The organism is Paenibacillus sp. 102 (assembly GCF_039549175.1).
Taxonomy (GTDB): Bacteria; Bacillota; Bacilli; order Bacillales; family Bacillaceae_G; genus Bacillus_A.
In genome coordinates, this window is record NZ_JBCGHT010000002.1 from 499,771 (window position 1) to 513,333 (window position 13,563).

Annotated in this window: 10 protein-coding genes and 1 pseudogene; 6 read left to right on the forward strand and 5 right to left on the reverse strand. The window is 38.2% G+C overall.

Annotated elements, in window-relative coordinates; genetic code table 11:
- Positions 1-32 precede the first annotated feature (32 nt).
- Positions 33-482 (reverse strand): CDI toxin immunity protein, encoded by a 450-nt coding sequence (locus tag AAIE21_RS08540; RefSeq protein WP_343266361.1) that lies wholly within the window; start codon positions 480-482, stop codon positions 33-35.
- A gap of 124 nt (positions 483-606) precedes the next feature.
- Positions 607-1,743, reverse strand: coding sequence for a 3D domain-containing protein (locus AAIE21_RS08545; protein ID WP_343266362.1), 1,137 nt, complete (start codon positions 1,741-1,743; stop codon positions 607-609).
- 294 nt (positions 1,744-2,037) lie between these two features.
- Here AAIE21_RS08545 and AAIE21_RS08550 point away from each other — a divergent pair, with 294 nt between their 5' ends.
- Positions 2,038-2,556 (forward strand): zinc ribbon domain-containing protein, encoded by a 519-nt coding sequence (locus AAIE21_RS08550; RefSeq protein ID WP_343266363.1) that lies wholly within the window; start codon positions 2,038-2,040, stop codon positions 2,554-2,556.
- A gap of 157 nt (positions 2,557-2,713) precedes the next feature.
- Here AAIE21_RS08550 and AAIE21_RS08555 read toward each other — a convergent pair whose 3' ends face one another.
- The 3 genes and pseudogenes from AAIE21_RS08555 to AAIE21_RS08565 all read right to left on the reverse strand — a co-directional run bounded on the left by AAIE21_RS08555 (position 2,714) and on the right by AAIE21_RS08565 (position 3,546).
- Positions 2,714-2,899 (reverse strand): DUF3976 domain-containing protein, encoded by a 186-nt coding sequence (locus AAIE21_RS08555; RefSeq protein WP_343266364.1) that lies wholly within the window; start codon positions 2,897-2,899, stop codon positions 2,714-2,716.
- A gap of 44 nt (positions 2,900-2,943) precedes the next feature.
- Positions 2,944-3,320, reverse strand: a pseudogene (locus AAIE21_RS08560) (permease).
- 19 nt (positions 3,321-3,339) lie between these two features.
- Positions 3,340-3,546: a helix-turn-helix transcriptional regulator gene (locus tag AAIE21_RS08565; protein ID WP_343266365.1), complete on the reverse strand. Its 207-nt coding sequence runs from the start codon at positions 3,544-3,546 to the stop codon at positions 3,340-3,342.
- Positions 3,547-4,556: 1,010 nt separating this feature from the next.
- On the opposite strand from AAIE21_RS08565, the gene AAIE21_RS08570 reads away from it, so the two are divergent.
- The 5 genes from AAIE21_RS08570 to AAIE21_RS08590 all read left to right on the forward strand — a co-directional run bounded on the left by AAIE21_RS08570 (position 4,557) and on the right by AAIE21_RS08590 (position 13,561).
- Entirely contained in the window at positions 4,557-7,442 is a 2,886-nt protein-coding gene (locus AAIE21_RS08570) for a 2-oxoglutarate dehydrogenase E1 component (RefSeq protein WP_343266366.1), read from the forward strand.
- A gap of 154 nt (positions 7,443-7,596) precedes the next feature.
- Positions 7,597-8,844 (forward strand): 2-oxoglutarate dehydrogenase complex dihydrolipoyllysine-residue succinyltransferase, encoded by a 1,248-nt coding sequence (gene odhB, locus AAIE21_RS08575; RefSeq protein WP_343266367.1) that lies wholly within the window; start codon positions 7,597-7,599, stop codon positions 8,842-8,844.
- A gap of 320 nt (positions 8,845-9,164) precedes the next feature.
- Positions 9,165-9,599, forward strand: a complete 435-nt coding sequence (locus tag AAIE21_RS08580) for a hypothetical protein (protein ID WP_343266368.1) — start codon at positions 9,165-9,167, stop codon at positions 9,597-9,599.
- Positions 9,600-9,677: 78 nt separating this feature from the next.
- Complete coding sequence (locus tag AAIE21_RS08585; RefSeq protein ID WP_343266369.1) at positions 9,678-11,612, forward strand: putative thiazole-containing bacteriocin maturation protein; 1,935 nt, start codon at positions 9,678-9,680, stop codon at positions 11,610-11,612.
- Complete coding sequence (locus AAIE21_RS08590; protein ID WP_343266370.1) at positions 11,612-13,561, forward strand: TOMM precursor leader peptide-binding protein; 1,950 nt, start codon at positions 11,612-11,614, stop codon at positions 13,559-13,561. The genes AAIE21_RS08585 and AAIE21_RS08590 overlap by 1 nt, the downstream gene beginning before the upstream one ends.
- Positions 13,562-13,563 lie beyond the last annotated feature (2 nt).

Genomic DNA, 13,563 nt, shown 5'->3' on the forward strand with positions numbered 1-13,563 from the left:
AAACTTTAAATGCTTAAGATAAACAAAATCTATTATAAAAAACCAATTTTCATCTTACCTTCATGGTGAATTTCCACTATGCATTTATCGGGAACATAAAGATACGTATCTGCACTCACTGCGGTAACATCCCAAAAAGCCTTAATTACTTTCTCAACTTTCACTTTCAATACCGGAAACTCCCCGTAACTCCAATAAATATTTATCTCCTCTTGATTTAAAAATGTAGCAATATCATTCAAATGAAGAATCGTCTTTTGATTATCAATTTTGTCCCAATCAACTCGGATATACGAAGTAAAAGGAACCTTTTCTTGAAACTCAACATATAGCTGTGCACTTTTTTCTTTTGAAAAGATGGTGACATTACTCCCAAGAGCTATCACGCATTCGTTAAATAAGACACCATAATCTTCTGCTTTCCCCATCTTCTGTTTTTCTAATAAAAATGCTAGTTTTTTCTTTCTTAAATTCTCTCCCATAACATATCTCCATAAAATAGTGTATTTATATGAAATGAAAAAGCTCCTCCAAGTCTATACTTGAAAAAGCCCTTTTTACTAAAAACTATCAATATAGCAATATGTACATAAACTACAATCAGTTTTAAGGTAATACATATACCTTTACTGTTCTAACTCCCCAGTTCCAAACATCCTGCTTGGAAGGAATGAATACATCTATTTTATTCCCTTTAATAGCTCCACCAGTATCCCTAGCTCCAGCTGGACCATATCCTTCTACATATACGTTTGATCCAAGTGGAATAACTTTAGGATCGACAGCAATCACTTTTAAATGTGGATTAGCTGTTAAATCATCTCCCATGCTCGTATAAACATGTTCGCCTGGTTTCGCACCATTTTCTGCCGGATCGTTTGAGTATGCTGTTGATCTAACCGTTAGTTCACGTGCATTTACCCATTGTCCACTACCTTTGAAATAATTCATTTTTGCGTCAATCTTATTCCAGCCTGTCTTCATTGCTCCACCAGCTGCTCCATCTAAATAATACCAACTACCCCATTCGTTTAACCAGCCTGTCTTCATTGCTCCACCAGTTGCTCCATCCAAGTAGTACCAACTAGCTCCGTACTTCAACCAGCCCGTCTTCATTGCTCCACCAGCTGCTCCATCCAAGTAGTACCAACTACCACCTGTTTTTAACCAGCTTGTTTTCATTGCTCCACCAGCTGCTCCATCTAAGTAATACCAACTAGCTCCGTACTTCAACCAGCCCGTCTTCATTGCTCCACCGGCTGCTCCATCTAAGTAATACCAACTAGCTCCGTACTTCAACCAGCCCGTCTTCATTGCTCCACCAGCTGCTCCATCTAAGTAATACCAACTAGCTCCGTACTTCAACCAGCCCGTCTTCATTGCTCCACCGGCTGCTCCATCTAAGTAATACCAACTAGCTCCGTATTTCAACCAGCCCGTCTTCATTGCTCCACCAGCTGCTCCATCTAAATAATACCAACTAGCTCCGTATTTCAACCAGCCCGTCTTCATTGCTCCACCGGCTGCTCCATCTAAGTAGTACCATTGATTATTTACTGCAATCCACCCTGTTTTTTTACTACCATTTTGATAATAAAACCATTTCCCATTTTGTAATTTCCATCCACTTTGCTGAGGGGCCGCTTGTGTTATCGTATTCGATGTTTCTGCTAAACTACTATTCGGTTGGAAACCGAGTCCTAGAGCCGCAGCTAAAGTAAGTGCTATAATTTGTTTTCTCATAAATCCCTTCCTTTTCCTAAATTTTATCATTGACTAAACATATGTACTATGTATAAGTATAGCTATTTCCAAGGTAAGTTTAAGAGTAGTAACACAATTGTAATGAAAATTAAATAGAATGAAATCCAAGTTCAAACTTAATGGATATATTTCTCAAGTTCCATACTCCTATTTCATTTCTTTCAACCAAAAACAATATATTAGTGTATTTTTCCATCCTTAAAATACCATATTATAGAATCACATATTTAAAGCCTATATAAATGTAATAAACCACTCTAGGAGGCCAATACAATGCCCAAATGCATTTCATGTAATAATGAAGTAAACCACATATATAACTACTGCAATACATGTGGAACAGAAGTAAAACACTCCATTCCAATATCTAAATCATCCGTGAAAGAGACTCCAATAAAAACGAACAAAAAAGTTCCCAAATACTTGTATTGGTTAGTTGGAATAATCGGCATCATAGTCGTTATCAATTTGCTTCATACTCGAAATGAAAATACACCCAAAAAAGTTGTCGAACATTTTTTAAAAGCTATTGAATCTGGTGATGCAGAGACAGCTGGTCAGTATATCCATCCAGACATCCCTTGGAATTCAGCAGCAGGTAAAAACATTGGTGTTCCTAAGAATGCATCTATTGCCATTCAAAATATTACAGAAGATACGAATGGAGATTACGCAAGACTACGTGTATCGATGATTATTTCTCCAAAACCTTTATATGGATCAGACCATACTACCATTACTATTAATTTAAGAAAACAAAATGGAAAATGGTTGATATACGATATGCAGTAACTTCTATTTATTTATCGCCCTATCCGCTCAATCAATTTAAATAGATTGAGTAGGGCTTAAAATATAGAAAAGGATAGATTAACTTTTACAAGTCAATCTATCCTTTTCTACAAACCTTAAAACTCTAGGTCAATGCCTATACCGCCCTACACCATCTCTAGAATTTCTTACTCACCAAAACAATCAACACAATAATCCCTATAAACATCACCGCTAAACACCCAATTAGTTTATAAAAACCTCTCTTTGTAAGAGTATTATCTTTCGTAATATCTTTACGAACGAAGAAATACATGAATAGAACTAAAATAATACTGATACCAAACGTATAAAGAAGTTGCATTTTTTCTCCTTCCTATATAAGACCTACTATTTATCATTTTCCACTTAATATCTTTTAGATAAAACAACAAACAAAATAAAAACTGTACTAATTGTTAAGGCAGCTAAAATATTAAGTAGTTCTCCAGCGGTCAATATAATGATCTCTAAATGTAATCCAAACGAAAGAACAATGAAATATATTAATAATGCGAAGAAAGAATAAAACATCCCTTTTGACGGATTAACTTCATCCTTTCGTCTTTCTCTTTAAATTGTGGATGAAGATAACTTAAACAAAAGCACATAATCATCATCGATACTAATGTATACGTCGGAATTGGAGGTGCAGAATGTGTCATAATCCCTGCCAATACCATGAATCCACTCATTATTAAAAATAAAATTCCAATAATTAAAAAGTATTTCTGTGAATAATTCATCAATATTCCCCCTTCTCTATCATTCCTGTTCTTTCCCTTCATAAAGAAACACACTCTCAATGGTTGTCTGAAATGTTTTCGCAATTTCAAATGCTAGAGGAAGCGATGGATCATATTTCCCTTTTTCAATTGAAATAATAGTTTGCCTAGACACCCCAAGCTTTTCAGCTAACTTCTCTTGAGAGAATCCAAATTTCTTTCGGTATTCTACCATTTTATTTTCCAAGGAAATTTATCCCTCCTTACTTACATACAGTATAAAAGTAAAGGACCCTTTACGTCAAGTTCCCTTTACATACATTGCAATTTTTATTAGTAAACGTTTTACTCTCTATTCCAAAGTTAGATTCTGTATTTACTGGAATGAACTCCTTATACTGACTATTTTTATAACCAAAGTGGTAAAGTATAACGAATGAATACAAACAAAACATTAGGTTTCTTACTTATTTCTGTACTCCGCTCTCTTTGTTTTCACTTGGAACGGGGCAGGAAAAGGCTCTGACGGCTTCTAGGCATGGACGACCTCTCTCCTTCCTAGAAAGGACGGTTTTATGTCTTTTTTAGGTGTGAAGTTTTCACTATATTAATCCTTCTCTAATTAGAAAAATTAGTATAGCTATATGCACGTTATTTTTTTTACATATACAAATTCTCTTCCTATTTGTATGAAATGAGCTACCGTTTTTAAGCAATTTTCTGCTATATTTGCAAAAACTAACGATTTATAGACCATTTTCAAATCATAATCATCACTTATAAGCAAATTTTTCTTTTTTTCTTTCAATAATTAACACTACTGAAATAAAGTTTACGGTAAATTCATAATTTTTTATTTTTTATACTATATTCCGTTATATTGTTGTATAATATTCCTGAAAGCGCTTATTATTTTAATATACATAATTCAAATGTATTTTTGACGAAAAATTCTAACAATTATCTTTGTACTTTCATCGAGATAATCTATTCCAATGATGAGTGTACCAGATGAAATCACCTATTTTTTCCCTAATTTTAATTTATAACATGAAAGATTAACTTAGGTGATAAGTAATTGTGAATGTTTTTTTACAAAACGGATAAGTAATAACATTTGGTATTATGTAAATTATTGTAATAACATAAGAGTAAAGATAACATTTACATTCATTAACGGTTCATCAATTATGAAAAGAGTGAAATGCATCCTTTTCACATGAAAAAAGGAATATATGCATTGGGAGGTTTAAACAAATGACGAGGAAGAATACAGCGACAAACCCTTGGGCCAAATTCCATGGTCCGAACCTTGGCTATGTTATTGAACAGTATGATCGTTACGTGACTAATGAAGGTTCTGTTGATCCGGAATTACAAGAGCTTTTTGAAACTTTTGGAGCTCCTACATTCCAAGCTGATGTCGTAACGGGGGACAACAAAGAAACAAATTTTTCTCCTCAAGGTACAGGAAACATTGAAAAAATTCTTAAAGTGGTGCAAGTTGTAGAAAGTATCCGTTCATTCGGGCATCTATCCGCTCATATTAATCCGATGGAAGATCCTACCGATGGACAATCCCTTCTTCATACAGCAATGCAGGACTTAAGCGATGAAGATTTGAAAGCGATTCCAGCGAAAACAGTATGGCAAGATGCACCAAATGGTATTCACACAGCTCTTGATGTAATTAATAGATTAAAAGATGTTTATACAAAATCTTTAGCCTATGAATTTTCTCATATACAAGATAGTGAAGAACGTGCGTGGTTGCATCAAATGGTGGAATCAAATTCCTTGCGTCAACCACTACCAAATAAAAAACGAACTGCTCTCTTAAAACGTTTAACAGCGGTTGAAGGTTTCGAGCAATTTTTGCATAAAACATTTGTAGGTCAAAAACGTTTCTCTATAGAAGGCGTTGATATGCTTGTACCTGTACTTGATGAAATTATTTCAGAAGGTGCTAAGGGCGGCGTAAATGACGTTATGATTGGTATGGCTCACCGTGGCCGTCTTAGCGTACTCGCACATGTATTAGAAAAACCATATAGTCACATGTTCGCAGAATTCAAACATGCAACTATTGAATCCGATAAATCACAAGATGTAATAAAAAGTAGTGTCGGCTGGACTGGCGATGTGAAATACCATTTAGGTAGAGAACAAGTTGTCGGATCTGAAGAAGCTAGCACACGCGTTACATTAGCAAATAACCCGAGTCACCTTGAGTTTGTTAACCCAGTTGTTGAAGGTTATGCGCGTGCCGCTCAAGAAAATCGTAAAAAAGCTGGTTATCCTGAACAAGACGTTTCGAAATCTTTCGTAATTTTAGTTCACGGTGACGCTGCATTCCCAGGGCAAGGTATTGTATCTGAAACATTAAACTTAAGCAGATTGAATGCATACCAAACTGGCGGAACTATTCATATTATTGCAAATAACTCAGTTGGTTTTACAACAGATAGCTATGATTCTCGTTCTACAAAATATTCAAGTGACCTTGCAAAAGGTTTTGATATTCCAATCGTCCATGTAAATGCTGACGATCCAGAAGCTTGTCTTGCAGCTGCTGACCTTGCAATTCAATATCGTATACTGTTCAAAAAAGACTTCTTAATCGATTTAATCGGTTACCGTCGCTATGGTCATAACGAAATGGATGACCCAGCAGTTACGCAACCACAAGTTTATAAAAAAATTAAAAACCACCCAACTGTAAGAGCCTTATATGCAAGCCAGTTAGAAGCTGCAGGTGTTCTAAATACAGATGAGGTTGAAACAATTACTCAGTTTATACAAGAACAACTAAAAGCTGAATATGCGCAAGTACCACCAGCAGATACGAGTGACGCAACAATTCATGTTAAAGTTCCAGACGTTGTTGCGAAAGGAATTCAACCGATTGATACGGGGCTTCCAATTGAAACACTTCGTGCAATTAACGAAGGGCTTTTATCTTGGCCAGAAGGCTTTAACGTATATCCTAAGGTGAAGAAGATTCTTGAGCGCCGTAAAGATGCTCTTGAAGAGAACGGTAAAATTGAATGGGCACTTGCTGAATCTTTAGCATTCGCTTCTATTTTACAAGAAGGTACGCCAATTCGTTTAACTGGTCAAGATTCACAGCGTGGTACGTTCGCACACCGTCATATCGTATTACATGATACAGAAACAAACGAAACATATTCACCGTTGCACCGATTACCAAATATCAATGCATCTTTCTCAGTTCATAACAGTCCGTTATCTGAGGCTGCTGTTGTTGGTTATGAATATGGCTATAACGTATTCGCTCCAGAAACTTTAGTTATGTGGGAAGCGCAATACGGTGACTTCTCAAATACTGCGCAAGCATTATTTGACCAATATGTTTCAGCAGGAAGAGCAAAATGGGGACAAAAGTCAGGTCTAGTTCTTCTATTGCCTCACGGTTATGAAGGTCAAGGACCAGAGCACTCTAGTGCACGTCCAGAACGTTTCTTACAACTAGCTGCAGAAAATAACTGGACTGTTGCAAACTTAACAAGTGCGGCACAATACTTCCATATCTTGCGCCGTCAAGCATCAATCCTTGGTACAGAAGCTGTTCGTCCATTAGTAATTATGACGCCAAAAAGCTTATTACGTCACCCACTTACAGCTTCATCAGGTGACAAACTAAGTGAAGGACGCTTCCAACCTGCGTTAGAACAAGAAAACCTTGGTACTAAACCAACGCAAGTAAAACGTCTTGTTTTAACAACTGGTAAAATGGCAATTGACTTAGCAGCAGAAATTGAATCTGGTAAACATGAGTACAATTTAGATGAAGTTCATATTGTTCGAATTGAGCAATTGTACCCATTCCCTGCTGAAAAAGTTCAATCTATTATGAAACGCTTTAAAAACTTAGAAGAAATCATTTGGGTACAAGAAGAACCAAGAAACATGGGTGCATGGCATTACATGGCTCCAATTCTGTTTGAACTTGCTGGAGATAAGGTAAAAACAGGTTATATTGGACGCCCAGACCGTTCAAGCCCTTCAGGTGGCGATCCACATGCGCACCGTGCAGAACAAGAACTTATCGTTGCACACGCATTAGATACAAAGTATAACTTTCGTCAAGATAAACAAGAAATAGAAGTTTTTAGTAACTAACAACGAAAGTACTGTACTCTAGCTCATTTGGGCAGAGTTCCTTACACTCAAAATCGTAAAGAATTTCTGCCCAATCAAGCTGGAAAACTGGAGATTACCGAAGAAAAAAGAAGACAAAACACACCGTTAGGCAAATAAGGGGAGGACATTTAAAATGATCGAAATTAAAGTACCTGAGCTTGCAGAATCTATTTCAGAAGGAACTATCTCGCAATGGCTTATCAACGTAGGCGACAAAGTTGAGAAAGGTGGCAGCGTTGTTGAGCTTGAAACAGATAAAGTCAATGTAGAAATCATTGCAGAAGATTCAGGTATTGTATCGAAGCTACTAGGAGAGCCTGGGGATACTGTTGAAGTTGGTGACATCATTGCAATTTTAGATGCAAACGGCGCTGCAGTAAGTACACCTGCTCCAGAACAACCTAAACAAGAAGTTACTGAAGCACCAAAAGCTGAGGCTCCAAGTGCTACGCCAAATAAAACAGCTTTACAAGGTCTTCCAAATACAGATCGCCCTATCGCATCACCTGCTGCTAGAAAAATGGCACGTGAATTAGGCATTGACTTAAATGAAGTACGCAGCACTGACCCACTTGGCCGTGTAAGACCACACGATGTACAAGCACATGCTGCCGCACCAAAAGCAGAGCCTAAACAAGAAAAAACAAGTCCAAAACCAGCTATGACGACTGAATTTGAAAAACCAGTTGAGCGCGTAAAAATGTCCCGCCGCCGTCAAACAATTGCAAAACGTCTTGTAGAAGTTCAACAAACATCTGCAATGTTAACAACGTTTAACGAAGTTGATATGACTGCAATCATGGAATTACGTAAAGAGCGTAAAGATGCATTCGAAAAGAAACATGATGTTCGTCTTGGCTTTATGTCATTCTTCACAAAAGCAGTTGTTGCAGCATTAAAACAATTCCCATTGTTAAATGCTGAAATTCAAGGTGACGAGCTTATCATTAAAAAATTCTATGATATCGGAATCGCTGTAGCAGCTCCAGATGGCTTAGTTGTTCCAGTTGTACGCGATGCAAACCAATTAAACTTCGCTGAAATCGAAAGCGAAATTCGTAATCTAGGTAAAAAAGCACGCGACAACAAACTTACATTAAAAGAACTACAAGGTGGTACATTTACAATTACAAACGGTGGTGTGTTCGGCTCCCTTATGTCAACACCAATCCTAAACAGCCCACAAGTAGGTATTCTTGGAATGCATAAAATTCAAGTAAGACCAGTTGCAATCGATGCAGAACGTATGGAAAACCGTCCGATGATGTACATTGCTCTATCTTACGACCACCGCATCGTTGATGGTAAAGAAGCAGTTAGCTTCCTTGTTGCTGTTAAAGAAATGCTTGAAGATCCAAAATCATTATTATTAGAAGGTTGATAAATTTTCTAAGTGCACGAAGCTGTAGAAAGAGTCGATACATTCGACCTTTCTACAGCTTTTTTTTAACAGACAATTTATACCTATGCTGCCCCCCTCTCTTTCTCCTCTTCTAATCAATGCTTGGTGTATTTAAAGTCACACCCTCAGGCTAGAATTCATAGGTTGATGAGGAGAGTAATACCAAAGAATTTTCTAGCTGCCTTTTACTATACAAATCTACTTTCTTCCACTCTTTTTTTGGCTTCTAAATAGCTTATATATGACTAGGAGGTTTAACATGTATAATTTTCAAAATGAAATTCAATCATTGGGCTTGAATGATTTTCAACCAGGCGAGGTCACTGTTTGGGACCCTCAAACTCAGTCCTATTACATTACGCGCCCACAAAACTGTGCTGGGCAAAACTGTGCTGGGCAAAACTGCGGTGGACAAAACTGTGGCGGGCATCACTGCGGTGGACAAAACTGTGGCGGGCATCACTGCGGTGGACATCACTGCGGTGGGCACCACTGCGGCGGACATCACTGCTGGAATGGACATCACTGCGGCGGACAAAACTGTGGCGGGCATCACTGCTGGAATGGACATCACTGCGGCGGGCATCACTGCTGGAATGGACACAACTGCGGTGGACATCATTGTGGTGGACACCAGGCTGGCGGCGGTGCTCGGTAAGATTGCTAAGCAGCATAGCTACTTAAAGGAAAAAGATTGCCTCTACAACATTCACTGTAGAGGCAACCTTTTCTAACTTATCATAAGGGACAAATCAAAGTACATACACTGATAATGTGCGCTTAGAACAAACTTACTGATAAGGAGGAATAAAATGAGTAATCTGCGGACTTCTACAAAGCTAAAGATGAACAAAGATACATTTTTCATTCCCGACCCAAATGGGGGTGTTTATTTTAGAAACAACTCCAGTTCATTTCGGATGCAAGGAAGCGATATTTACCAATGGATTGAAAAATTAATGCCTATGTTTAACGGAGAGCATACGTTGGAAGAATTAACAAATGGACTCCCCCTTCCTTATCAAAATAGGGTATTTGAAATTAGCGAGATTTTGCAACAAAACGGTTTTGTTCGGGATGTGAGCCAAGATGCCCCCCATGAATTAGGGAAGGCATTACTTGAGAGATATGCATCACAAATCGAATTTTTAGAGAACTTCTCTCAATCCAGTAGCCTGCAATTTCAAATGTATCGACAAGCTAAAGTCTTAGCAATTGGATCTGGATCTTTTTTTACTTCATTGGTTTCTTCCTTACTTGAATCTGGCTTACCTGAGTTCCATTGTCTTATTACGGATTCTTCAGCAACAGATGATACGCGACTTGTTGAGCTTGTACAAAAAGCCTATACTACCGATCAAAATGTATTTGTTCAAAAAATAGATACAACGGTAGATTGGTCTTTACGAGAGATTTTTCAACCATTTGATTGGATTCTATATGTATCTGAAAATGGTAATATCCAAAAATTAAAAGTGCTTCATGAGATTTGTAGGGACGAAAAGAAAAACTTTCTTCCAGCTCTTTATTTACAACAAGTAGGATTAGCAGGCCCTGTAGTTACTTCAGATTCTAACGTGTGCTGGGAATCAGCCTGGCGGCGCATACATGAGCCAGCTCTGGAAAAAGATTGGCCGCTAGAGCCTTTCTCACCAATCGCTGGAGCTATGTTAGCAAATATCATTGTTTTTGAGCTGTTCAAAAACGTTACAGGAGTTACAAAACGAGAACAACAAAACCAATTCTTTTTACTAGATTCCGAAACGCTAGAAGGCGAATGGCATTCTTTCATTCAACATCCACTTATCACGACTGAAAGCTTGCACAGAGACATCATCCAAGGACTTGACGAAGTACTCGGTCAGCACTCTGATCAAAATCGTTCGAATGAACTATTCCACTTTTTCGACCAGTTAACTTCAAATAAATCTGGAATCTTTCACACATGGGAGGAACAAGATTTAACACAATTACCTTTATCCCAGTGCCGTATCCAAGTTGCCAATCCATTATCAGAAGGACCTGCTGAGCTCCTACCTGCTATCATTTGCGGGGGTTTAACTCATGATGAAGCAAGACGAGAAGCAGGACTAACCGGAATCGAGACATATATATCACAAATGGTTGATTATCTTATCCCCTCTTCATTCAGTAGAGAACAAGACGAATGCATTGGAATTGGAGCGGGAGAAACAATGTTAGAAGGTGTATATCGGGGATTACAAAATTATTTAACAACCACTTTACAAAAACGACAATTTACTCAAGCAGAAAACGTTTTTCCTCTGCAGTTAACCGAAATAAACGACACACACTGTCAATTTTATTTAAATGCACTCTCAACAATGCATGAAACACCTAAAATTGGAATTGGTGAAGAAGTGTTCGGTTTTCCTGTCGTTTGGACCCGCATGAACAATCAGTGGTATGGTAGCACTGATTTAAATGTAACATTAGCGCTAAGAAACTCATTACAGCAAGCACTACTGCACGTGCAAAATCAACAGCTCCCTTCTAACTCTTATGTATTATCGGATTCATCTATTTTCGTGCAAGACACGGACTCATTTAGAGTTGAAATACAAAGCGAAGAGGAGATTCCTCAATTAGAAACCTTACAATCAGCCTTACAACACTTAAAAGAAAATAATCTTCATCCTATCGTCTTTGATTTAGCCGTCGAACCTTTTCTACAAGAAGGTTTGGGCAGTGTAGTTGGCGTGCTAATAAGTGAGGAGGAAAACTGATGGATACAAACGTATTGCTTGTAGGAAAAGGTCTCCTCGCAGATTATGTCGAGCAACAATTATCCGTTCACTATTCTGTTATTCGTCAAAATACTCTCGAAGAAACAGTCCCTGAAGATATCCACCTTGCTCTCGTATTACACGATGGTTGCTCCCCTTCTATTTATCATAAAGCAGAAGAAATATTTCGATCCGCTAACATCCCTTGGCTCCGGGGCTTTATTTCATTTGGCGAAGGTATCATCGGTCCTTACATTAGGCCCGATCAACCAGGGTGCTCTCATTGCGCTGATGCGAGGCGGCTCATAGCTGGTTATGATCGAAAAGAAATGTGGGAACTACAGCGGAAACTTTTAACGGAAAGCGATGAGGGTATAGAGCGGGATATATATGCAACACAAAACGGACTTTTACAAATGAGCCACCTCATTCATGCAGAAACAGAGAAAATATTGACAAAGCATCATGCAACTTTGCAAGAAGAGCTACTTTTATTTAACATGCAAACATTTCAATGCTCACGTCATTCATTTCTCCCCGATCCTCTATGCCCGTTGTGTAGCTCATTACCTGATGATACCAAAGCAGCTGCACCTGTATCACTACAACCCTGCTTCAAAACGAGCAGTGACAGTTATCGTTGTCGTTCCATAGACGATTTAAATACTTTTTTAACGAAAGATTATTTAGACTACCGAACCGGACTTTTAAACGGAAAAATGCAAAATTCCCGTTTACCATTCGCTGACGTCATTGTAAATATGCCTTTGCTTATAGGGAATGAAGGAGTTGCAGGCCGAACACATTCATATACAATTAGCGAGTCAACAGCGATTTTAGAAGGACTGGAACGATATTGCGGAATTGCTCCGCGCGGGAAACAGACAAAAATTCATAGTAGTTATCATGAGTTAGAAGACAAAGCTATCAATCCTGTTACACTTGGCCTACATACAAGTGAACATTATAACCAGCCTAATTTCCCGTTTAAGCCATTTCATCCTGATGATCCGCAAAATTGGGTCTGGGGCTATTCTTTATTACAAAATCGCCCAGTGTTAATACCAGAATCCGTTGCATATTACAGCTTAGGGCACAAAGACGGATTTGTTTATGAAACTTCTAACGGCTGTGCCATCGGGGGAAGTTTAGAAGAAGCGATTTTTCACGGTATTTTAGAAATAGTAGAACGCGATGCCTTTTTACTAACTTGGTATGCACAATTACCACTCTCTCGCCTTGATTTAGCTTCTGCGAACGATGCAGAATTACAATTGATGATTGAACGAATGCGCACAGTTACAGGCTATGATTTACATGTTTTTGATGCAACGATGGAACATGGAATTCCGAGTATATGGGCAATTGCTAAAAATACAAAACAGAACGGAATGAACCTTATCTGTGCTGGCGGAGCTCATATGGAACCAGTGCGAGCTGTAAAAAATGCGATTCATGAGCTAGCTGGTATGTTACTTACAATGGATGAAAAATTTGAAGAAAACCGGCAAAAATATGAACAATTTTTACATGATCCGTATCTTGTAACACAAATGGAAGATCATAGTATGTTATACGGTTTACCTGAAGCAGAAGAGCGTCTTCAATTTTTATTAAATAATGACCAGCCTTTACAAACATTTGATCAAATGAATCACCTTCCATCTAGTGATACCGACTTAACTGTAGACCTCAAGCACCTCCTAGATAGATTTGCTCGCTTAGGACTTGAAGTAATCGTCGTTGATCAAACAGCTCCTGCTATTCGAAAAAACGGCTTACATTGTGTAAAAGTCTTAATCCCTGGCATGCTACCAATGACATTTGGTCATCACCTTACCCGCATATCCGGACTACAAAGAGTAATGAACGTACCGATGGAACTTGGTTATACGGCTAATCCGCTAGCGTTTGAAGAACTGAATCCGCATCCCCATCCGTTTCCGTAATC